A 21,550-nucleotide genomic window follows, 5' to 3' on the forward strand; every position below is an offset into this window, starting at 1 on the left:
CGAGGCCTTAAAAAAGGCATCGTCTTTTTTCTTTTGAATACAAAGTTTTTCAAATCTAAAGATCATAATTAATCAATGGTAGATGGAATTAATTTAGTAGAAATCAACATAGTCCAATGTTTTTGGGGAATAATAAATGTTGAAAAAGGAATAAAAAGGATAAAGTGAGGAGCTTTATGAAAAAAGTCGCGATGTCTTTCTTCTGTATTTTTATAGTCATTCTTCCGTCACAAGTCTTTGCACAACCTAAAGTACCTATTTTAATCTATCATTCAATTGAAGAATATAAAGGACTAGGCTCTGGGGAGTTATATGTAACACCCAAGAATTTCGAAAAACAAATGATTTATTTAAGAGACCATGGCTTCACATTATTAACCTTTGATCGATGGCAAGACATTGATAAAGTAAACAAGCCCATTTTCATTACTTTTGATGATGGGTACAAAAACAATCTGAATGCCTTTGGTATCTTTCAAAAGCTGAAAAACGAACATTTTAAACCAACTGGTACGATTTTTGTTATTTCTGACTTTATCGGTCGCTCCAACCGATTATCAAAATCGGATTTAAAAATGATGGCTGATTCAGGGATCATCTCTATCCAGTCTCATACTGCTACCCACCCTGATTTGACGAAAATAAAAGATTATGAATATGAACTGAAAGCGTCTAGAGATAAAATTCAAAAAGTAACGGGCAAACCGGTTATTGCACTCGCGTATCCATACGGAAATTTCAATAATAAGGTCGTAGCAGAAACGAAAAAATACTATTTGTTTGGAATTACGACAACTCCTGAACTATTTTCAGAGAAAGGCATAAAAGACGAAGTCTATCTTTTACCACGGATCTATATTACGTATTCAACCACTCTCGATGAGTTTGCAAAGAAAGTTGAAGGAAAGTGAAGGCGATTACGATACCAAGTAATCGTTTTTTTCTTTTTGATTCAATAAGATGGAGTAAGGTCACCATCAATTCGGGTTACATTTTTGTCACATTGAGAATAAATAAGTGACTCTTCTACGAATCTATTTAATAATAATTATAGAATAAAGGTATAAGGTGCCTACAACTCTTGTTATTGTTCCGATCAAATTGCCTCTAATGGTTTACTTGTATTTTTGTTAACTGAATCACCAATACGAGTGCAAGATATGATAAAAATCTCTAAAATGGGGTGATATGTTGTTAGTAACAGGTCTTAATCATCTTTTATTTTCTGTATCAAATTTAGACGATTCAATTGAATTTTACAAAAATGTTTTCGATGCAAAGTTGTTAGTTAAGGGAAAGAGCACCGCCTATTTTGATTTAAATGGGATATGGCTCGCCCTTAATGTGGAAAAAGATATTCCGAGGAATGAAATTAGCCAATCATATACACATATTGCTTTTACAATAGAAGAAAAAGATTTTGATAAGATGTACCATAAACTAAAGAAATTGAATGTAAACATTCTACCAGGTCGTACAAGGGACGAAAGAGATAAAAAGTCAATTTACTTTACCGACCCTGACGGACATAAGTTTGAATTTCATACAGGTACTTTAAAAGACAGGCTAGATTATTACAAAGCAGAAAAGTTACATATGGAGTTTTATAATGAGTGATTTCCGGAGATGGTTTATGGGAATTATGAAGAACGGAAAACTAGTGTATTTCACCAATTATTGTTTCATTGTTGGGGCATTGCTGCTGCTCATTTTCTTTTAAAAAGTACAAAAGCAGGTGTTAAAATAACACCTGCTAAAAGTAAACAAATCATGGAATTACCTCAAATACAGTACCTTGGTTTAAATTAGTCACATTCATTGAGCCATAAACGCCTAAAAATAGTCTAGTTTGGTCTAGATTCGTTCCCAGGCTTACGTAATAGGCGGATTGTGGTCCAAAATCATAATCGGTCTCGATCACTTGAAAATCACTTAGTTTACAATCTGGTCTTACCGTCGTAAAAGCTAAAGCACCTCTTACCGGGGACAGTGATTCCTCTTTCCGGGCAATGTCAGTAAACACCACACTTCCCGTTAAAGCGGGGATTCCTGTTCCCATATATGGTTGGACACCAGTAAGCGCCGTTCCTTCAAACTTATCGGAGCGAGGATCTTTATGAAAATAACTAGTTAATGGCTGAATCCGCCTCACTGAAGTCTGAATGGCTTCATTGTAATACGCAATCACCTTTTCATCCAATTGTGGATTTGCAGTGCAACCGCTAATCGTCGAAGTTGGAAAAGAACCTTCCCACCCTCGCCACCCAAAATTTATAAATCCATTTTGGTTAGTCGGACCGCCCCCGTGTCCCACAATCTGTGTAACTGGGATTGGTTTGTATTGAACAAATGAAAAAATGGATTCAACTAAATCCTGTCCGACATTTCCCACATATTTAATATATTGATTGTGATACCTTTGAAACGAAATCCCTGGTATGTTGCGAACGCCTTTGGCAATGACCGTAAGTGTTTCTTGAATAGGTATCGGTAGTTCATTAAAACGTGTAACGACTGGTGGATTAGCGATAGAGGTTTGTTTCTCAACATCTATTTCAATGATTTTACCCGCGATTTCCATTTCATCCTGACTTAAATTAAATGGATCATAGCCTGCCCCACCATCTCCTGTTGTTAAAACAAGCTTTCCCGTTTCAGGTGAAAAGTTTAAGCTGTTTACTCCATTATGATTAAAAAATGGCCTTCTTAAGTTGAGTAATGTCCGTCGTTTTTGAGGTTGACCATTTGATTGAAACATCCATTCTTCAACTGTATCAATATGATCATATTGGGTATCTCTATTTGTCCACCTTAGGTTTAACGTTTTAGGGTCGCACGGGTTAGGTTTAAAAGATTCAGAAAGAGCACCTGGACCTTGTGTGCCAACCACTGAATAATGAAGATAAAACAAACCGTTAATATGAAAACCGGGATGAAATGCTAGTCCTAGTAAACCTCGCTCATCATATCCACGGCCAGAAACACCGGGTTCAGAAGAACCCAGTTTTAGAATGCGGGAGCGAATATCTAAAAAAAGTCTAATTTCACCGTTTCCTATGTAAAAGATCTCTCCAACCTGTGTTGCAATAAATAATCTTTCAGTGAAGTCACCTGGGAGTACAGTCGTTTTTATAACAGTGGGTAAATTGATCTTATTCACTATGGGACGTAAACGCACCTTAACTTTTCTCATCGAACTTTACACCCCTTCTCGTTGTTTTCTTGTATCAGAATATGATTAGGAAGGTTCTAATAGTACCAATTAGCGGTGAAGAATCTTAAAGGCTCGGTAAGACGGGGAATGTCCTGAAAAAAGGACAACTTCTCTTTATTTAATTTCTGGCATAATCCTCTTTTAACCTGCATTTACCTATTATGTATGGGGGTGTACGATGAGGTTATTTTTCAAGAAAGTAACATCTAGTGTCTGGGGAGAGGAACTAAATCCATCAATGGATAGGTATTCTAAGACAACGCGGATTGTTATGGGTGCCTTATTAGGATCAATAGCTGTAATTTTTCAATCGGCAGGGATTTTTACGGGGATTGGTTACATCATGAGTATGATGAGCACTGGGCCTTTAGTGCTTGCTAGCCTTATGTCACTAAGAATAGGTGTGATGACTTACTTCGTAACGATCTTTCTATTAACACTTCTCCAGCCGAGTGAGCTATTGGTGTTCATGTTTACGACAGGTTTATTAGGACTCAGCTTAGGCATTGGTCTGAAGTATTTAAAGAAAAGCAAATTGATTATTCTATTTGCGGGAGCATGTTTGACACTTGGAATAAGTATTTTATTATATGTATTAAAATTTCCAATACTGGGACCATCAGTAACATCGCATTTTAATAGTATGGTTGTTCTAGGGACATTTGCCTTTTCTTTATTATATTGCTGGATATGGAAAGTAGTGAGTATCTATGTTTTTAAAGTCCTCCATCCATTTTTTTTAAGAAGATAGTGGAGGGATAACTATATAAGCAAAAGTAAAATTCTACAACTAAAGAGTTAGAAGTCTAGAGATCATTCATAAGATGGTCTTTATTTTTTTGGAGAAATTATTGGAAAATTATGTTAAAATTAATTTAAAAGCTCCTAAGCTCCAGTAGCTAAAATGTAGGTGTTTTAACATTGGAACGATCAAAATTTTCAGAAGATGGTGGAAAGGAATTTATCAATGAAAATAAGACTTGCTGAAGCAAAAGATATTAGTCAATTAGTAAGAATGAGATGGGATTTTACAATTGAGTATGATGAAAGTAAAAAGAATTTTGCATACGATGATTTTGAAATGGAATGTCGACAATTCTTAGAGGAAGCCATTAAATCTGGACAATGGTTTATTTGGGTTGCGGAGGATCATGGGAAAATTACTTCTCATATTTACATAGAGTTGATTCAAAAAATTCCACGCCCTGGTAGAACAACTTATCCATTTGCGTATATGACAAATGTATATACTCTTCCGGAATATAGAAATAAGGGGATTGGAAGTAAAGTGCTGAGCACAATCAATGAATGGATTAAAGAAAACAATTTTGAATTTGTTATTGTATGGCCAAGCGATGAATCGATTCATTATTATAAGAAAAATGGATATGTTCATTGTACGGAGCCCATGGAGTATTTCCCTTCTTGAAATACGGCTTTGCAACATATTTGTTAGTAAATGCTCTACTAATCATGGTTGATCGAATGAATGTTTAAAGGGGGAAGTTTGGTGGAAAAAGCGATTCTAAATTATGATGATTTACTAGAAATGTTGGATGATTTTTTACGAGAGCCAAAAGAGTTTTGGGAACATTTTTATGAGGATCGAGCAAAGGAGATTCCATTTTTTAAGGTAACAGGTCCTGATGAAAATTTAGTAGATTATTTTAATGATGGACTTGCACCTAGAAAAGTTTTGGAATTAGGATGTGGACCTGGAAGAAATGCAATTTATATGGCTAAAAAGGGTTGTAAAGTAGATGCTTTGGATATTGCTGAAAATGCAATAGCGTGGGCAAAGGAAAGAGCTATTGAGGAAGGGGTAAATATTAATTTTCACTGCACGTCTCTTTTTGACTATGAATTCGAGCCACATTCTTATGATTTTATTTATGAGTGTGGACTATTTCATCATTTAGCACCCCATAGACGTTTAACTTACATGGAAATAATAAAAAGAGCTTTAAAGCCAGACGGACATTTTGCTCTTGTTTGTTTTAATACAGATGGAGCATTAGCCACATCAGATTGGGATATCTATAAAGAAAAAAGCTTAAAAAGAGGAATAGGCTATACGGAAGAGAGACTAAGAAAAATATTTGAGGCGGATTTTACCATTAAGGAATTCAGGAAAATGAAAAAGATTTTACAACCAAATGACGTATTAGGAGAAGACTTTCTCTGGACAAGCTTATTGCAGATAAAAAAGTAGAGTTCTAGTATTCAACCTATTTTATTAACGTTATTGCTAGTAAAGTAAGAATCATTAATTAACGGATCAACGGGGGACAAAATGAGCCAATTTAGAGGAGTTATCTTAGAGGGCTACTCGAACGCAGGCAAGACATCTGTATTAAAATCGTTAAAACAAATTCAGGCTCGTGATGATTCTGCAGAACGTAGTGTGATTGTTCTAAGTGAACATTATTCGCAAATTCTCCATAGGGTTAATGGGGAACTGAGGAAACTATACAGAAATGAACATTTGCAACTTTTAACTGATAGAGTTAAGATGCTGAGAAAATTACGTGATTGGGAAAAAGAACTTGGACAAACTCAACGTTCTAAAGGTATATTTTTTATCTTGGAGAGGTTTCATCTAAATCATAGGGTTGCATACCCTAATTGTTTAATGGACGAAATAGAAGAAATTGAAGATGAGCTGTATCGGATGGGGGCAAAGTGCGCTCTGCTTACAATATCTCCAGAGAATGCGGTGAAAAGGATAATAAGTAGAAATCCGGAAGTATGGAATAAGAAAAGTGAGGAAGACATCAGATTAGCGTATGAGCTGTTATTAAAACAGCAACAGGAATATCGAGTTCAGGCTGATCATTCAATCATTCCCACAATCGAAATAAATACTGATAGGAAAGAGTGGGAGTTGTATGCAAAACAAATTTACTCAATCAATAAAAGTGAGCGTTAATCAAGCAGAAAGATTAACGCTTTTTCGGTTTAAGTTATTAAGCTAACAAACTAGTGTTTTTGCTGGCTTTTAAATAAACTTTCGGATAAAAAGGTAAATAACAATGGAAACAACCGCCAAAATAAATCTAACTATTCGACCATCATTGTTTATCGCTGCTTCAATAAAAAATACTGCCGCCAATAAAACCCAAATCTTTTCAATAAAAAATAACCCAATTAATGTAAAAACAGAAAATCCTAATATCGGGAGAGTCATAAGTAATGATAATATAAATAGTGCGCCTAAATAGGAAAGTCTTGTTTTAAGAGAATATCGTTTATAATATGAGAATGCTAAGAAGCAAATAACAATTAATAAGGAAATCCAATGTATAATCATCTATAATTCTCCTCTTGTAGTTGATTCAATTTATCAACTGCTAATACCCAGTCATTACATTTTATGAAACTACCAATCGGATATTCAAAATCTCGCTCACCCCTTGTTTTTGTATTCCTGACTGTACTGTGGTAATTGAAAAAGTATCTAATAATTTAAAATTTAGTGGTATTATATTTTATACATACATTATTTTTGTTCAATTTATTTACGAACTCTAGATGGATACATACTTTAAAGGAATAGCGTATATTTTTGTTAAGTTATTGTACAAATTTGCAGGTTAGTTTAAAATCGGTACACAATAGTATGGGTGACTTGGAGGAGATAAATTATTGAATTTTGCTGGTTAATAACCGAGTAAAATACGAAAATTAACCAGATACGTCACTTAATTATAATGGGAGTGATTTTATGAGTAAAGCTAAAGGAAAAGGTGGAACTGGGAGAGGGACAGACAAGAAGGGATGGAATCGTTGGCAAGCTAGCGCAAACAAAAAAAAGAGTGCAAAACCCTATATAAGTAAAGGTATAAAAAAAGCGCATGGTGAAAATGACTCCACTAGCAACAGTTAAAGTCACTTTTCTAAAGGGAAGATTGCTTTTTCTTCTTTAAGTAACGGTGCAAGTTTATTCAATAATTTTTGCTGTCAGTGGTAAAATTTACTGATCAGGGGGGGGCATTTTTGGAAGGTTTAATATTGGCATTATTTATTTTAATTTTAATATCGCTTAATGTTGCTTTCTTAACATTGTTTAAAAAAGGAAAACTAAATCTTATGGTATCGGGCATTATTATGACGATTCTTGCTCCAGTTATTGGTTTTTCAAGCGGAGCATTATTTCTTCATTTCTATGATTGGAGTTCAGGAGGAACAGGAGAGGGTGCAGGCTATGGTGGAGCATTTTTAGGACTTATAACATTGGTTAATGGGATTCTCATTCTTATGATTGGAATTATTAGATGGTTTCTGCATTTCGTGAAAAAAGTAAATTGATGTTTCGTTACGGCTTTAGCCTGTAAGAATTACGGATTTGGGCATTCAAGGCTATTTCTAAATGTCGTGATGATTTATACATGAAGATTGCTTTTTCAATCATGACAAATTTATTCTTTACATATTTGTAAAAAATATTTAGAGTTGTTTTCAATATAAAAACAAAAAGGAGTAACTTATGTGCAGAAACATTCGAACCTTATTTAATTTCGACCCACCAGCTACCGATGAAGAGATTCATGCAGCATCATTACAGTACGTTAGAAAGATAACAGGTTTTAATAAGCCCTCAAAAATGAACGAAGAGGCATTTAATCAAGCAATCCATGAAATTGCTTTGGTAACCAGAAAGTTATTAAATGATTTGGAGACAAGTGCCGAACCTCGTAATCGTGAGGTAGAAGCAGAGCGTGCTCGTATTCGATCAGCACAAAGATTTGGTCCAAAATAAATCCCTCCTAAATATGCAGGAGGGTCATCACTTCAAAACATATCCGGATATAGTAGCACCATAGCGTCAGAAATAGTATCTGCCATCATTCTTGCCTGCTTTTCAATCTTGTCATATACATCAATGTCTTTTTGGTAATCCTTATTGATCATAAAGACAGCTTCCTGTTTCGTTAAATCTAGATGTTCATAGAACATTTTTCTAAACGTTTCTTCAGATATATATGGATTCCCCGTACTTAAAAACTTCGCGATTGCATCCGCATTTTGATACCATTTCTTTTCAGCTGTCATAGCGGCTTGTTGGTCCCCAGCTAAGGCGGCTTTGACAAGGTCTGCTGCAATTAATAAATGCTCCTTAATTAAATTTCCATAGGTTGTGGCGGCAACATCCCCATATAATCGTCGTATCATATTTCCCATATCCGTGGCGTTTCTTAATAATCGCTGAAGTACAAACTCGATGTCAGGGAGCTTGAATATTAGACTAATAATCGCCATCCTTGTCCATGCCACATGCTCCTCCCAAAGGCTACGCAAATCGTTCCGATAATCTACTTCGGCTTGGCTAATGCAACGATCCTTATTTAATTGGATATTTGGAATTTTAATAAACTCTCCAACCCGTAAATAATATGGATTTATTCCGGGATTTGCTGTAAAAATATCCTCTACCGTTGTTTTGTATGCCAGAGCCAACCGCTCAATACTGTCCCCTGGTTGAACGGAATGTGTGTAAAAACGATTCAACTTTTGACCCTCCTTTAAAAATAAACAAGTTTGATGTTTACTAGCATATTCGTAAAGCACCATGTAGGTGAATGTCCGATACATTTAAGGGAATTGGAGTTAGATAGAAGGTGATTGGATAAACCTGGAGAATTAATTTAACATGGACTTTTGAGGAGGAAAAAGGATGAATAGACTAAACCTGATTACACTTGGTACCAAGGACATTGTGAGGTCGCACGAGTTTTTCAAAAAGGTAGGATTTGATACTTCTATAAGAGGGAGCGAATCGAATCCGGACATTATTTTTTTTAGAAATGAAGGCACGAGAATCGCACTATATCCTATTGAAGAGCTGGCACTGGATATTAATGAAGAAAATCCGCCAAAGATTGGAACAGGTTTTCCGGGGATAACTCTCGCCTATAATGCAAAATCCATCGAAGAAGTGGATGAGGTTTTAAATCAGGCTGAACTGGCTGGTGCAACAATTCAAAAAGCACCGAAAAAGACCGATTGGGGTGGCTATGGGGGGTATTTTACGGACCTAGATGGTTACTATTGGGAAGTGGCCTATGGTGAATTCTGGGAGTTCGATGAATCAAATATGCTAGTGATTGAAGATCAGTAGGAGGAAAGTTTCTGGAAACACTTTAACCAACAAAAATGTAACAGTCGGAGAAATTGTAACGATGCCTCCAGGAAGAGTATTTAATTTTGCTGATAACGAATAAAACTATTTTGCGGTTTTGGAGAAAAACTAATTTCGTAATAGTCCCGACCTCACGAAAGGTAGGGACTATTTGATGTTAAATACTTAGGAATAAGATTAAAATAGAAGCTGTAATGCGCTCCTAGTAGGGATTAGTATCCACCACCCATGTATCCAGTACCAACAATGATTAATAGGATGAAGAGCACAACAATTAATGCAAATCCTGCACCCATACCGTATCCGCCGCCATAGCTCATAGATATACCCCCTTTTTCGAAGATAGCATAGTGTATGCTTCAGCAATAGGACCCGTCATAGACAAGTGTGGAATTATAACACGATTAGTATCTTCGTCTATGATGCACAACTTCAGTTCTTCTTATTGGTTGAATAATACGCTTTGGTACATCTATTACATTAATACGATTAACTTCGACAATGGGTTGGATGATAGGGTGGACTCGTCTAACATATTCATTTCGAACTCGATACTTTGGAGGAAAATAGACCGGTCTTGTGCGATTCATTATTATTTCACCTCCCTCTTACCTTATATAAGATGAGGAAATGGTATATTTTGAAACGGACAAATCCATTAGATTCTTTTAAAAATAGTTTTATTTACTAGTCATAGAATTTAAGAATAATAACTATCAAGTGTTGGTAGACTAATGTGCTTTAAAGGCTAAAATGATCTGCCGTGAATTCCTCCGCCGGCAAATCCTCCGCCGTGAAAACCATGTATACCTCCACCTCCATGAAATCCATGTGATCCAACAAATCCGTGTGCTCCATGATAAGCACCGACGGGGTGGCCTCCAACAGATGGAATTACTACGGATATGTTTGAAAGTGGTGATATTTGTTGGAATGAAGGGGGATATAAATAACCTGAACCATAAGGAGGAAATCCTCCATTTAAAAAATACGTGAAACCATAATACCATGGCAAAAATGGTTGTCGTACGTTCCTTATTTGTCTGAAATCGTTCATCATTCTAATTCCTCCTTGAGCAGTCTATTGTATTATATTTAGGGTTTTCATGAGGGTGATGAAATACTTATATGGATGCTACTTCAAAAGACTAAAGGTGCTTGAGAAAGAAGTAAAGGCCTATTGGCACAAATGATTTTAATAGCAAAAGTAAAAAACTGACTCGATATGTTGGGCAGACCAGTAAAATGGTCGTCTATTCTCGTGGAAAAACATCAATAGAAATTTGAAACAACATGTTAGTATAACGTATATGGTTAGTAAAAATGTGATAAATGGGACAAAGGCTGTTATATTTAGTAATAAATAGTTTAAAAAAGGAGTGCATACAATGGATTTTGAAACAGTAATGAAGGAGCTTGAAGCTCTCGGCAAAGAACGAACTAAAAAAATCTACATATCGAATGGTGCAAAAGAGCCTGTTTTTGGTGTAGCAACGGGAGCTATGAAACCAATTGCCAAAAAAATAAAAATAAATCAGCCTTTAGCTGAGGAGCTTTATGCTACAGGGAACTATGATGCGATGTATTTTGCGGGAATCATTGCGGACCCGAAGGCTATGACGGAGGCGGATTATGACCGTTGGATGAATGGGGCGTATTTTTATATGCTTTCTGATTATGTAGTCGCCGTTACTTTGTCAGAGTCCGATATTGCACAAGAAGTTGCCGATAAATGGATTGCAAGTGGTGAGGAACTGAGAATGTCAGCGGGATGGAGCTGTTATTGCTGGCTATTAGGAAATCGCAAAGACCATGAATTCTCCGAAAGCAAGCTTTCCGATATGCTTGATATGGTTAAGAATACGATCCATGATGCACCGGAACGGACGAAGTCTGCTATGAATAATTTTTTATATACCGTAGGAATTTCCTATGTCCCACTACATGAAAAAGCGGCAGAAACGGCACAGGAAGTAGGTATTGTAGAAGTCAAAAGGGAGAAGAAAAAAAGCAGCTTCCTAAATGCGTATGAAAATATTCAAAAAGAACTGGATAAAGGAAGACTTGGTTTCAAACGAAAATATGTAAGGTGTTAAAAAGATCGGGGTGTTGATCTAAGTAGGATTGACACCCTTATCTAATTGTTTCCAAAACTTTAATCTTGGAATTTGATTTAGATGTGTGTATAATGAAAAGCAATTGCATAAATGAAATGTTTTCTAGGGTTCCGCAACCGTATTGTTGGTCTGGTCCGAGAGAAAACTCACAGCTTTGCTGTGTCACGGAGGGATAAAAGCCTGGGAGAATACTAGTAAAACAGTTTCTCTTGGGCTTTTTTGTTTTGAGAGTAAAAAAATTGGAGGTGTCCTATAGATGAATACAAATTGGATTAAAGTCTTTATTGCAGCCGTATTGGAAGTGTTTTGGGTGATTGGATTGACTCATTCCTATGATTTCTGGACATGGACTGGGACTGTTATCGCCATTATCATTAGTAACTATTTAATGATTACAGCCGCACAAGTACTTCCGGCTGGGACGGTTTATGCCATTTTTGTGGGTTTAGGAACAGGAGGCACCGTCATTGCAGACATTTTGTTCTTTGGAGAATCATTTAAATGGACAAAAATTCTATTAATCTTACTTTTATTAGTTGGTGTAATTGGTTTAAAACTAGTCACCGATGAAAAGGTCGAGAAAGGGGCTGAATCTTGATGGCTTGGTTTACGTTAATTTTGGCAGGCTTATTGGAGACATTTGGTGTTGCCATGATCAATCAGTTATCAGTAAAGCGAAATTGGCAAACAGTCGTTTTACTCATAGTGGGATTTGGTTTTAGCCTTGCCTTGCTTAGTTATTCTCTGCGATATATTCCAATGGGGACTGGTTACGCGATTTGGACAGGAATTGGTGTTGTTGGAAGTGCCATCATCGGGATGCTCTTTTATGGAGAATCAAAGGATTGGAAAAGGCTGGTCTTCATTGCCATGGTTTTAGGGGCAGCTGTCGGATTGAAACTTGTCTCATAATAATAGGGTAAGAGATAGAAGAACAAGAAGTGACTCGTAGAAGTTAACTTGTTCTTCTTTTTTTATTTTGATTATACAAGAAAAAGGTCCCTTCTTCCTTTCTTATTGTTTGATACATCATGAATGTGTAAATGATAGCATTTTACTTTTTAAAATTATTTGAAATAATAAAAAGAGAAGGTTTTTAAGTGTGAATAAGGAGGAAAATAGAATGATTGAACTTCAATACTTTGAACGCTCGGATTTTAGACAACTGATTGATTGGATTGAAACACCTCAGTTCCTGCTCCAATGGGGAGGCCCTGCATTCGAGTATCCATTAACGGAAAGCCAATTAGAAAAATATATGGAGAATGCGAATAGCAATAAATCAGAAGCAATGATTTATAAGGTATTACATAAAGAAACTGGAACTATTATTGGACATATTTCTTTGGGGAAAATTGACAGGAGGAACAAATCGGCAAGAATAGGAAAAGTATTAATTGGTGATAAAAGTGTAAGAGGCAAAGGAATTGGCCAACAAATGATTAAGGAAGTCCTAAAAATTGCATTTGAGGATTTTCACTTACATAGAGTCAGTTTGGCAGTCTTTGACTTTAATCATTCTGCTATTGCTTGTTATGAAAAAGCAGGATTTATCAAAGAGGGCTTACTTAGGGATATAGGAAAAAATGGTGAAGAATACTGGAGTGTATGGGAAATGAGTATTTTAGAGGATGAATGGGTGCAACGAAAAACCAAAGGTTATTGATCAATAGAATTGTATTTAAATAGAATCAGGATTTTAGTGAGGAAAAAAGACATTGGAATAATGTTCTAGAAACTTTGTTGTAAAGATGCCGCAGAAAATATAACTACAAGTTATAAGATTCCTTCTTTCATGAATATACCTTTATATAGACTGTGAATGGAAAATGGTTATGGCTTTAATTGCAATTTATACGGTTGGCAGGTTAAATCAACCCTATGACCACCCTGTCTCTCGTGATTTTTATGAATTTGGATATAAAGTAATGCGTCAGGCATATGTATCAGGATATCTTATAGAAGATTTTTCATCAGAGGCAGTGCCTAACCCGAAAGAAGAAAAAGGGATTGGGTACCCTGTCGTGACATTAACTGTCTGGGAAAGCCTTCATTCTTTGTATCGTTTTACTTATTCAGGTAAGCATAGTCAAGCGTTACGAAATAGGAGCAGATGGATGGAACCTGATCATGAGAAGCACCTTTCATATGTCGTGTGGTGGACAGAGAAGGTGAAGGATGTCTCATGGGAAGAGGCATTTAAGAGATACGACTATTATATTCAACATGGTCCTTCGCCCTTTGCGTTTGACTTTAAGCATGCTTTTGATGAAAAAGGGGATACATGTGTCCTTACGTAGGATAAAACAATAATTACTTGGAGCGATGAATGGTGAAAATTAATTATTCTATTGTGGATGTGTTTTCAGAAGGAAAATATACAGGAAATCCACTCGCCGTTTTTAAAAACGCAGGAACTCTTTCTGAACGGGAAATGCAGCAAATAGCCAAAGAAATTAATTACTCCGAAACTACTTTTATCTTGTCTAATTTGAAAAATAATAATGGTTTTGATGTTCGTATATTTACACCAAATGAAGAGGTTCCGTTTGCTGGTCACCCTACATTAGGAACAGCTTTTATCCTTCAAAATGAAGTGCTAGAGGAACCGTTGGAAAAACTTCATCTGAATTTTAAAGCGGGACAGATACCAGTTTCATTTGATAATCGGGAAGAAGTCCTATGGATGAAACAAAACGAACCTTCCTTTGGACAAATTTTAGATAAAAATATAATTTCGGATGTTTTAAACATAGATGGTGAATACATTGACGATCGGTTCCCTATCCAAGAGGTTTCAACTGGACTTCCAGTCATTGTTGTCCCTTTGAAATCATTGGAGGCGGTTAAGAAAGTAAATATGAATAGAGAAAAATATTTTACGTTAATTGAACAAACGGATGCAAAAGCTATTTTGGTTTTTTCTCCGGAAACATACCGTACGGAAAATGATTTAAATGTTCGAGACTTCGCAGATTACTATGGAATTCCCGAAGATCCAGCTACGGGGAGTTCGAATGGGTGTTTAGCCGCGTACTTAGTTAAATACCGATATTTCAATAAAAGCGAAATTAACGTTCGAGTGGAACAGGGGTATGAAATAAAAAGACCTTCTTTATTATTTTTAAAAGCAGATGAAGACAACGGGAAAATGAATGTTCATGTAGGCGGTAAAGTAGTGAAAATGGCTCAAGGTGAATGGTTTCTATAATACATAAAAGTAGTAATTCATTTAGAGGAGGAATGGAATGTAGGTGGAATACAATCTCAACAAATGGCGATAGATCATATTACGAATTATGCTAGGAACCATAGTCTGGAAGCTAAAGAACGGATAAACCACATGCTAAACATGACGAATATCCCAAGCGATGTTTAATAATGCGGTTAGTAGAGATTTTACCCTGAAATTTACAAATTTAGTGTAAAGTAATGATAAAGTAATTGATTAAGAGGTGGGAAAACGATGGAAATATTTCAAGCAACAATAGAAGATTTAGATGGTGTAGCAAACTTATTTAATTCGTATCGAATGTTTTATCAACAAGAATCCGATGTGGAAGGCGCCATGACTTACATAAAAGCGCGAATGGAAACCAATGAATCTGTTATCTTTGTGGCTAAAGATAAAGAAAACTATGTTGGCTTCACTCAACTGTATCCTACATTTTCGTCTATATCGATGAAAAAGGTTTGGATCTTAAATGATTTGTATGTTGATTCAAAGGCGAGAAAACAAGGTGTTGGAGAAAGGCTTTTACAGAAAGCAAAAGAATACGCACTTGAAACAGGTGCTAAAAGCCTTAGTCTCAGTACAGCACCAGATAACCATACTGCGCAACGATTATATGAAAAGAATGGATATAAGAGGGATTCTCAATTTTATCATTATGAATTAGAGTTAGCTGAATAACTTTTTACTTAGAAGCGTTGATCCAAAAGGATGATCGCTTTTTTGCAGTGGAGATATTTTTGAATGAATGAACAGGACAGGAAAAATTCTGTCATGAGTTGAATATATATGAAATATTTAAGTTAGGAGGACGATAAATGTTTCAAACACTAAACGGTTTTTTTACATTATGGAAATTTGAATCAGATGCTACGCAAAAAATTCTTAATCAACTTACAGATGAATCCTTATCCCAAGAAGTAACACCTCAAAATTGGACTCTAGGCCGAATCGCGTGGCATACTGTAACGGCAATTGGTGTTATCGCTTCTCAAACAGATCTCTCCTTTGACTCGCCTACACAAGATTATCCTGTCCCAACCTCAGCAAAGTACATATTAGAAAGCTATAAAAAAGCAAGTGTCGCTTTGTGTGAAGCTTTACAAAACCAATGGACTGACGAAAAACTTAAGGAAGTACAAGATGTTTTCGGACAGAACTTTTCCAATTCCGAACTGCTATTTTTTATGATTCAACATCAGATTCACCATCGTGGTCAAATGACCATTCTTATGCGTCAAGCGGGTTTACCTGTCCCAGGCATATATGGACCAGCAAAAGAGGAATGGGCTGTGATTGGAAGGGAAGCACCTAAGATGTGAATGAATCAAACCATATAGGTGTAAAAAAAGGCCGGAAGCTCAAAAAGAGTTTCCGCTACACCTATTTAAGCATTTTTCATTTTTCTTCTAGTGACAAGGAGAAGGGCGCCGTTTACAAACAATAACACGGTTAAGAATACTGTGAGGAGAGCAATATCAGCTGCAAATAATGTGATTGAATGCCAAGGTGATGATGAAAAAAAGATGAGCAATGGAATTAATATAATAGCTAGTAAAACCATTATTATTCCTAAAGCTATATTCATACGACGATATTCAATTTCTTTAATAGATTTATAGTTTAATAGGATTCGAATAAAGTTTCCTGCAAGAATCAATAGTAAAAGAGTAATAGCAATTTGAACAGTTGGTTTATAGGCATCCACATCCATTGGTTCTTCGCCATTCATAATGGATATAATCCCATTCCTGAAATGGATAAGGGCGGCTTCTTCTAAAATATGTTCCTTATTTGTTAAAATGACAGCTCCCCACTTGCTTTCAGGATAGAAAAAAAGGTCTGTCCGAGAGTCAGGGGTGGATCCGGAATGCCAGATCATTTCGTTGTCAGAATCTGGGTCTGTTATTCTCCAACCAAAGCCATAATACCGTGATTCTCCTGTTTTCACATGTGGTGAAAAGGCCAGATTTAAAAGCTCTTCGTTCACAAGTTTTTTCGTATTCCCGTCAATTAGGGCCTTCAAATAATGAACCATGTCATTTGAACTTGCTGCTATGTATCCGTACGGGGCACCGCCATTGTCATATGGGACTTTACTTTTAACAGGGAATCCGAACCAGGATTGGTAGCCTGATTGATACCCTCGGTCAGTTGCTCTTTCCATGTCGGCGGCAGCATGATTCATTCCTAATGGTTTAAAAACACGTTTATCCATAAAGTCTGCATAAGATCGCCCAGACACTTCCTCAATTAATGCTGCAAGAATAGAGTAGTTTGCATTACTGTATTGGTGTTTAGTTCCAGGAGTTTCTGTCAATTTTGTATCTGAGAGTAATTGTATATTCGTTTGAATTGCATCGGGCTCATTAGACCCTAAATCTGAGATGGTCATCCCTTTATATGTACTAAACCCACTAGTTTGTGTAAGAAGTTGTTTAATGGTTATCTTTGATGCAGCCTTTTTATCTTTTAGCGTAAAAGAGGGGAGGTGTTTTTTGATTGGATCCTCTAGTCCTATCATTCCTTCTTCTGCAAGTTTAAGAACTGCAAGTGCTGTGAAGGACTTGCTAATGGAACCTAATAAAAATGGAGTGTCAGGTGTTACTTCTAATTCATTCCCTCCTGTTTTTCCAAATGATTCAGAGTATATGACCTTATCATTTTCAACAATTGAAACCGCAGCACCTGGGATGCGTTGCTCTTCGATGTATCTCTCAATATACAAATGTAACTTTGACTCTATCGTATCCTGGGCAGAACTTTGAGAAGAGGGCAACAAGAATATGATTATTATCGTAAAAATGAGGTAATGTGATATTCTTTTCACCTTGTCGACCACCTCCTCAAAATGACAGTTATAACAACCGAAAAGGCGAGGGCTGTGAATAAGCTTATTGAAACTAGTAACGTATTCCACCATGGCTGTTCAGAAATTCGATAAATGATATTGTATTCAAACGACTTTTGCTGTGAGAAAGATTGGGTTAAAAATAAGGATAAGATTAACTGACTGAATAGATACACAACTGGAAATGAGATGGCCCCCAAAAAGAAAGGAAATGGTTTTAATTTCTGTTTTTCTGGATATTCCTTATCGATCCCGTATATTTCTAAATAATCTTTAACGAGTGTTTCAGAATCGCCAAGTTGTTCGATGCTATTTTCACCGTTTTCATGTGAGGATGAAATGTGATCCAATAACTGCTCTTTAATGCTATTCAATTGCTCCTTATTAATCTTGTATTTTTTTAATTCCAAAAGAACCTTTTCTACATAATCTTTTTCAATTTTTGTTAATGTAGTCATCTTCATTTGTCTCCTTCATGTTATTAGCAAGTAAGGACTTTATATCATTTTGTAAATGAAGCCATTCGGCTATTTTATTTGTAAGGGCACGTTGACCATTTTTATTGATTTCATAATACACTCTTACTTTTCCTGATTCAGTTAATTCCCTTGATGTATAAACCAATTCCTGCTCGCTAAGTTTTGTGAGGATTGGATAAATACTGCCTACTCCTTTCAACTTTAAATTATGTTTTTCTAGTTCCTTCATAATTTCGTATCCATAGCTTTTCTGACGAGATAAAATTGATAACACACACATTTCTAAATGTCCTTTTATTAAACTTGTTCTGTCCATATTTACACTTTAATTCAACTATATACTTCAATCAAGTATATAATTGTAAAAAATATAAAGATGGATAAAATCATCGTAAGATTAACAAAAATAATCCTTTGGTTGCGCTGTATCTAGCAGGAATTTGAACTTATTTGTGGAATATAATAATTAAAACAGGATTCCTTGTTCAAAGAATAGAAAACGTGAGAAGGTGAAGAATTGGTTGAAAAGAGAAATGAGATTTGGGAATGGATGAAAGCCCTCTTTATTGCAATTATTGTAGCTTTTATTGTTCGTGCCTTTTTCTTTACTCCTGTTGTCGTGGAAGGGGCTTCGATGGCGCCGACTTTGCACGATCAAAATCGAATGATTGTCACAAAAATAGGAGAACCGAAACGATTTGATATTGTTGTCTTTCACGCGACAGGGGAAAAAGACTTTATTAAAAGAGTAATTGGTTTACCAGGAGATCGCATCGAATATAAAAATGATACGTTGTATATAAACGGTGAACCTTACAATGAGCCCTATTTAGATAAAAGTAAAGAAGCTGTAAAGGATGGTCCACTCACGTATTCATTTACACTAAGGGAAACCCCGGTTGGTGGTGATGTGGTCCCAGAAGGACATTTATTTGTAATGGGAGACAATCGCCGAAATAGTATGGATAGTCGTCACATCGGGGCAATTCCAATGGAAAAGATAGTCGGAACCACGAATATTGTGTTATGGCCAATTCAGGAGATCAAAATAATTGATAAATAAATTCTAGAAAGGTGCGCTCCAATAGCACCTTTTTGCCATTTAGTTGCCCGACTTGAGGAAACTGTTCCCTGCTTCCCAACAAACTTCATTTAATCTGCACACAGAGTTTACTTGGCTTTAATATTCGGATGGTATGATTGCTTTACCAACGAATAAGGAGGCATTTTAAATGAATGTACGTGCAATATTTATTGACATGGATGGGACATTGTTAACAGCCTCAAATAACATTTCTCAACGAAACTTGGAAGCTATTTATCGGTTGATTAATCAGGGAGTAAAGGTCTTTCTAGCCACTGGTCGACACTATGAAGTAACTGCTCCGTACCATAAAGAAATTGGATTGCGAACTCCCATGATCTGTTTGAATGGGGCCGCTATTCACGAAGCATTGACGGGAAAAGCGATACAAACGAGAACTGTCCGATTAAACGAAGAACGATTTCATCATCTGACTGCTGAAAGACCTTGTAATGTTATCGTTCATACAGCAGAGGGGCTTTATTGTAAGGAACAAGATGATGAAGTCGATTATTGGACAAAGGTGGGCCAAATTCCGCCACGATATATTGGGGATTTAAGGCAAGCGGATTATGAAGATGTTCTTAAATATAGTGTTCGTACAGGTTCAGCAAATCCTGAGTTTTCAGCTTTATTTAAAAAGGAAGCAGAAGTCATCGATTGGAATGACGGGTTTGAATTAATTGCTCCTAAAGTTTCTAAATGGTCTGCGATAAAAAGCTTAATTCATGCCTATCGAATAAACCCAAACGAAGTTGTTGCCATTGGAGATGGACCCAATGATATCGAAATGCTTCGTCATGCTGGTACAGGTGTAGCAATGGGGAACGCAAGTGAGGATGTTAAAACAGCGGCTGATTTTGTGACAGGGCACCACCAAAATGATGGATTAGCTGACTTTATCGAACGTTATCTTTGTAAACCATATGAACCGTTTGCTTTGTAATTAAAGTTAAATGGTATAATAAATTTAGCTATCTTTTCACAGTTAAAATCTAAATACACAATACAAGTCGAAGTTTGATAACAACAGGAGCCATCAGTATGATTGTTCCTGTTTTTTATTTGAAAAAAGGAAGGAGGAGGTTCGGTAGCCAATGCAGGCTTTGTTGACCTCGGTGATCAGATAATCATTTCGATACATTTAACACACAGCAATCCTCGGAATATTTAAAAGCGTTCGCAGAAAAAATAACCAGCCAACCAGTAACAACGGTCACTAATAGTCATTGGCACGATGACCATATTCGCGGTAACCAAACCTTCAAAGAAAGTAAAATCATCTCAAGTGAAATCACTTATTCAAAAATGAAAGAACTCCATCCTTCACGAATGAACAAACAGAAAAGCGATATTGAAGGACTGTCAAACTACATTCAATCATTAAAAAAACAAGGAAAAATGCTTCGTGGAGCATTGAAAAACTAAATTAAATTAAGGAGAGTAATGTGAAATGAGTCTATTGGAGCGGATTGACACCATTTGTTTAACAGTGAGTGACGTTGAAAAAGCAAGTACTTGGTATCAAGAAGTTTTGGAATTAAGCGAATCCTATAATGGAGGTCATTATCGGATATTGAGTGTAGGAAATAGTGGAGTACCTTTAACGATTGAGGAGGGAAAGGTAAACCCATCAAATAGACAAGTTTACCCTATTTTTTACACGGAAAATATCGAAGAAGTGTATAAAGTGCTACAAGAAAAACATGTTAAGGTCAGTAAAATACAAATTGATGGAGTGAATCGATTTTTTGAATTTTATGACCCTGATGGTAATAAGCTGGAAGTTTGTTATTGGAAGTAGGGTGTTATAGTGTATCACACCAGCCCAATTAAAAGATAAAGCGCTGTTCCCCAGATAAAGATGGCGGAGAATTTGTTGAACATTTTCATTAGTGCCCCAGTACCATCTAATTTTTTCATAACCGCACCTGCTAACGTTAAGCCAAAGAACCATAACCAAGATACGATAATACAAGCAGCTGTAAATAAAATTTGATCGGTTCCAACATATTTTAAGGCGCTTGTCCCAATCACACCGACGATATCTAAAATGGCGTGAGGGTTTAAGAATGAAACAGATGAAGCAAAAATGATTTGTTGACGAATGGGTAATGCTTTGTTTGTTTCATTTTTAGTTGGTTCAGAACGCCAAATGGCAAACCCCATGTAAAGTAAAAATAAAACCCCAGCACTCATCAGACCAATCCGTAGCCATTCAAATTGTAGAACAATAACGGATAAGCCAAAGACAGCTAAAAGAATTAAAAGTGTATCACAAATTGCAGCTGTAATTGTCGCTGGAAATGCTCGAAGTAGTTTTGGCTGTGTCGCTCCTTGAGAAAAAACGAATACATTCTGTACACCTAAAGGTAAAATAAGTCCAAATGCTAAGATGATTCCATGTAGAATAGCTTCCATTGTATCAATCCTT

The 21,550-nt window shown here is 36.1% G+C and carries 31 protein-coding genes, 1 pseudogene and 1 riboswitch; of the genes and pseudogenes, 22 read left to right on the top strand and 10 right to left on the bottom strand.

The annotated features are described in order from the left end of the window. Window positions 1-176 precede the first annotated feature (176 nt). Both E1I69_RS09035 and fosM read left to right on the top strand, forming a co-directional pair. Window positions 177-911, top strand: coding sequence for a polysaccharide deacetylase family protein (locus E1I69_RS09035; RefSeq protein ID WP_136379283.1), 735 nt, complete (start codon window positions 177-179; stop codon window positions 909-911). A gap of 277 nt (window positions 912-1,188) precedes the next feature. Then, window positions 1,189-1,617: a FosM family fosfomycin resistance protein gene (gene fosM, locus E1I69_RS09040; RefSeq protein WP_431731870.1), complete on the top strand. Its 429-nt coding sequence runs from the start codon at window positions 1,189-1,191 to the stop codon at window positions 1,615-1,617. A gap of 151 nt (window positions 1,618-1,768) precedes the next feature. On the opposite strand, the gene E1I69_RS09045 is transcribed toward fosM, so the two are convergent. Continuing rightward, window positions 1,769-3,193, bottom strand: coding sequence for a PQQ-dependent sugar dehydrogenase (locus E1I69_RS09045; RefSeq protein ID WP_136379285.1), 1,425 nt, complete (start codon window positions 3,191-3,193; stop codon window positions 1,769-1,771). A gap of 199 nt (window positions 3,194-3,392) precedes the next feature. On the opposite strand from E1I69_RS09045, the gene E1I69_RS09050 reads away from it, so the two are divergent. The 4 genes from E1I69_RS09050 (at window position 3,393) to E1I69_RS09065 (ending at window position 6,143) form a co-directional block, all read left to right on the top strand. Then, entirely contained in the window at window positions 3,393-3,965 is a 573-nt protein-coding gene (locus tag E1I69_RS09050; protein WP_136379286.1) for a hypothetical protein, read from the top strand. 216 nt (window positions 3,966-4,181) lie between these two features. Continuing rightward, complete coding sequence (locus E1I69_RS09055) at window positions 4,182-4,643, top strand: GNAT family N-acetyltransferase (RefSeq protein ID WP_136379287.1); 462 nt, start codon at window positions 4,182-4,184, stop codon at window positions 4,641-4,643. 81 nt (window positions 4,644-4,724) lie between these two features. Further along, window positions 4,725-5,426, top strand: a complete 702-nt coding sequence (locus tag E1I69_RS09060) for a class I SAM-dependent methyltransferase (RefSeq protein WP_136379288.1) — start codon at window positions 4,725-4,727, stop codon at window positions 5,424-5,426. A gap of 81 nt (window positions 5,427-5,507) precedes the next feature. Continuing rightward, on the top strand, window positions 5,508-6,143 hold the full coding sequence (locus E1I69_RS09065) for a hypothetical protein (RefSeq protein ID WP_136379289.1): 636 nt from the start codon (window positions 5,508-5,510) through the stop codon (window positions 6,141-6,143). A 69-nt stretch (window positions 6,144-6,212) separates the two neighbouring features. On the opposite strand, the gene E1I69_RS09070 is transcribed toward E1I69_RS09065, so the two are convergent. Next, window positions 6,213-6,524, bottom strand: coding sequence for a hypothetical protein (locus E1I69_RS09070; RefSeq protein WP_136379290.1), 312 nt, complete (start codon window positions 6,522-6,524; stop codon window positions 6,213-6,215). Window positions 6,525-6,938: 414 nt separating this feature from the next. Here E1I69_RS09070 and E1I69_RS09075 point away from each other — a divergent pair, with 414 nt between their 5' ends. The 3 genes from E1I69_RS09075 (at window position 6,939) to E1I69_RS09085 (ending at window position 7,973) form a co-directional block, all read left to right on the top strand. After that, the gene (locus E1I69_RS09075; protein WP_136379291.1) at window positions 6,939-7,100 is read left to right on the top strand and encodes a DUF3934 domain-containing protein; all 162 of its coding nucleotides are present in this window, start codon (window positions 6,939-6,941) and stop codon (window positions 7,098-7,100) included. Between the two features lie 110 nt (window positions 7,101-7,210). Continuing rightward, the gene (locus E1I69_RS09080) at window positions 7,211-7,522 is read left to right on the top strand and encodes an inner-membrane translocator (RefSeq protein ID WP_136379292.1); all 312 of its coding nucleotides are present in this window, start codon (window positions 7,211-7,213) and stop codon (window positions 7,520-7,522) included. A 178-nt stretch (window positions 7,523-7,700) separates the two neighbouring features. Then, window positions 7,701-7,973: a DUF2277 domain-containing protein gene (locus tag E1I69_RS09085; protein ID WP_136379293.1), complete on the top strand. Its 273-nt coding sequence runs from the start codon at window positions 7,701-7,703 to the stop codon at window positions 7,971-7,973. 32 nt (window positions 7,974-8,005) lie between these two features. Here E1I69_RS09085 and E1I69_RS09090 read toward each other — a convergent pair whose 3' ends face one another. Further along, on the bottom strand, window positions 8,006-8,665 hold the full coding sequence (locus E1I69_RS09090) for a hypothetical protein (RefSeq protein ID WP_431731871.1): 660 nt from the start codon (window positions 8,663-8,665) through the stop codon (window positions 8,006-8,008). Window positions 8,666-8,888: 223 nt separating this feature from the next. Here E1I69_RS09090 and E1I69_RS09095 point away from each other — a divergent pair, with 223 nt between their 5' ends. After that, on the top strand, window positions 8,889-9,332 hold the full coding sequence (locus E1I69_RS09095) for a VOC family protein (protein WP_136379295.1): 444 nt from the start codon (window positions 8,889-8,891) through the stop codon (window positions 9,330-9,332). 233 nt (window positions 9,333-9,565) lie between these two features. On the opposite strand, the gene E1I69_RS09105 is transcribed toward E1I69_RS09095, so the two are convergent. The 3 genes from E1I69_RS09105 to E1I69_RS09115 form a co-directional block, all read right to left on the bottom strand. After that, entirely contained in the window at window positions 9,566-9,673 is a 108-nt protein-coding gene (locus tag E1I69_RS09105; protein WP_136379296.1) for a YjcZ family sporulation protein, read from the bottom strand. A gap of 84 nt (window positions 9,674-9,757) precedes the next feature. Beyond that, a complete protein-coding gene (locus E1I69_RS09110; protein ID WP_136379297.1) occupies window positions 9,758-9,943 on the bottom strand; it encodes a spore coat protein D in 186 nt (61 codons plus the stop codon). 158 nt (window positions 9,944-10,101) lie between these two features. Continuing rightward, window positions 10,102-10,413, bottom strand: coding sequence for a hypothetical protein (locus E1I69_RS09115; RefSeq protein ID WP_136379298.1), 312 nt, complete (start codon window positions 10,411-10,413; stop codon window positions 10,102-10,104). A 328-nt stretch (window positions 10,414-10,741) separates the two neighbouring features. On the opposite strand from E1I69_RS09115, the gene E1I69_RS09120 reads away from it, so the two are divergent. The 8 genes from E1I69_RS09120 to E1I69_RS09155 all read left to right on the top strand — a co-directional run bounded on the left by E1I69_RS09120 (window position 10,742) and on the right by E1I69_RS09155 (window position 16,024). Continuing rightward, window positions 10,742-11,449: a DNA alkylation repair protein gene (locus E1I69_RS09120; RefSeq protein WP_136379299.1), complete on the top strand. Its 708-nt coding sequence runs from the start codon at window positions 10,742-10,744 to the stop codon at window positions 11,447-11,449. Between the two features lie 112 nt (window positions 11,450-11,561). Then, window positions 11,562-11,659, top strand: a riboswitch (guanidine-I (ykkC/yxkD leader). Window positions 11,660-11,726: 67 nt separating this feature from the next. Beyond that, window positions 11,727-12,068: a DMT family transporter gene (locus E1I69_RS09125; protein ID WP_136379300.1), complete on the top strand. Its 342-nt coding sequence runs from the start codon at window positions 11,727-11,729 to the stop codon at window positions 12,066-12,068. After that, window positions 12,068-12,382 carry a DMT family transporter gene (locus tag E1I69_RS09130; RefSeq protein ID WP_136379301.1) on the top strand — a complete coding sequence of 105 codons (315 nt, stop codon included), beginning with the start codon at window positions 12,068-12,070 and terminating at the stop codon, window positions 12,380-12,382. The genes E1I69_RS09125 and E1I69_RS09130 overlap by 1 nt, the downstream gene beginning before the upstream one ends. Before the next feature lie 211 nt (window positions 12,383-12,593). After that, window positions 12,594-13,136: a GNAT family N-acetyltransferase gene (locus E1I69_RS09135; protein WP_136379302.1), complete on the top strand. Its 543-nt coding sequence runs from the start codon at window positions 12,594-12,596 to the stop codon at window positions 13,134-13,136. A gap of 169 nt (window positions 13,137-13,305) precedes the next feature. Then, complete coding sequence (locus E1I69_RS09140) at window positions 13,306-13,770, top strand: DUF3291 domain-containing protein (RefSeq protein WP_136379303.1); 465 nt, start codon at window positions 13,306-13,308, stop codon at window positions 13,768-13,770. A gap of 29 nt (window positions 13,771-13,799) precedes the next feature. After that, complete coding sequence (locus tag E1I69_RS09145) at window positions 13,800-14,681, top strand: PhzF family phenazine biosynthesis protein (RefSeq protein WP_136379304.1); 882 nt, start codon at window positions 13,800-13,802, stop codon at window positions 14,679-14,681. Between the two features lie 255 nt (window positions 14,682-14,936). Beyond that, a complete protein-coding gene (locus E1I69_RS09150) occupies window positions 14,937-15,383 on the top strand; it encodes a GNAT family N-acetyltransferase (RefSeq protein WP_136379305.1) in 447 nt (148 codons plus the stop codon). A gap of 137 nt (window positions 15,384-15,520) precedes the next feature. Continuing rightward, window positions 15,521-16,024, top strand: coding sequence for a DinB family protein (locus E1I69_RS09155; protein WP_136379306.1), 504 nt, complete (start codon window positions 15,521-15,523; stop codon window positions 16,022-16,024). 65 nt (window positions 16,025-16,089) lie between these two features. On the opposite strand, the gene E1I69_RS09160 is transcribed toward E1I69_RS09155, so the two are convergent. The 3 genes from E1I69_RS09160 to E1I69_RS09170 are packed head-to-tail and all read right to left on the bottom strand — an operon-like array spanning window position 16,090 to window position 18,348. Beyond that, window positions 16,090-17,532, bottom strand: a complete 1,443-nt coding sequence (locus E1I69_RS09160; protein WP_242634566.1) for a serine hydrolase domain-containing protein — start codon at window positions 17,530-17,532, stop codon at window positions 16,090-16,092. Beyond that, entirely contained in the window at window positions 17,529-18,011 is a 483-nt protein-coding gene (locus E1I69_RS09165) for a hypothetical protein (RefSeq protein WP_136379308.1), read from the bottom strand. Before E1I69_RS09165 ends, E1I69_RS09160 begins: the two co-directional genes overlap by 4 nt. Further along, complete coding sequence (locus tag E1I69_RS09170) at window positions 17,989-18,348, bottom strand: PadR family transcriptional regulator (protein ID WP_136379309.1); 360 nt, start codon at window positions 18,346-18,348, stop codon at window positions 17,989-17,991. Before E1I69_RS09170 ends, E1I69_RS09165 begins: the two co-directional genes overlap by 23 nt. A gap of 201 nt (window positions 18,349-18,549) precedes the next feature. On the opposite strand from E1I69_RS09170, the gene lepB reads away from it, so the two are divergent. From lepB to E1I69_RS09190, 4 genes and pseudogenes are all read left to right on the top strand, one after another. After that, entirely contained in the window at window positions 18,550-19,095 is a 546-nt protein-coding gene (lepB, locus tag E1I69_RS09175) for a signal peptidase I (protein ID WP_136379310.1), read from the top strand. A 169-nt stretch (window positions 19,096-19,264) separates the two neighbouring features. Continuing rightward, on the top strand, window positions 19,265-20,062 hold the full coding sequence (locus E1I69_RS09180) for an HAD family hydrolase (RefSeq protein ID WP_136379311.1): 798 nt from the start codon (window positions 19,265-19,267) through the stop codon (window positions 20,060-20,062). A gap of 126 nt (window positions 20,063-20,188) precedes the next feature. Then, window positions 20,189-20,511 (top strand): annotated as a pseudogene (locus tag E1I69_RS25390) (MBL fold metallo-hydrolase); the annotation flags it as partial. Window positions 20,512-20,569: 58 nt separating this feature from the next. Further along, a complete protein-coding gene (locus E1I69_RS09190; protein WP_136379312.1) occupies window positions 20,570-20,920 on the top strand; it encodes a VOC family protein in 351 nt (116 codons plus the stop codon). 14 nt (window positions 20,921-20,934) lie between these two features. Here the strand turns inward: E1I69_RS09190 and E1I69_RS09195 are convergent, their stop codons facing one another. After that, entirely contained in the window at window positions 20,935-21,537 is a 603-nt protein-coding gene (locus E1I69_RS09195; RefSeq protein ID WP_136379364.1) for a LysE/ArgO family amino acid transporter, read from the bottom strand. Window positions 21,538-21,550 lie beyond the last annotated feature (13 nt).

It is taken from the genome of Bacillus timonensis (genome assembly GCF_004799755.1).
GTDB lineage: Bacteria > Bacillota > Bacilli > Bacillales > Bacillaceae_L > Ferdinandcohnia > Ferdinandcohnia timonensis_A.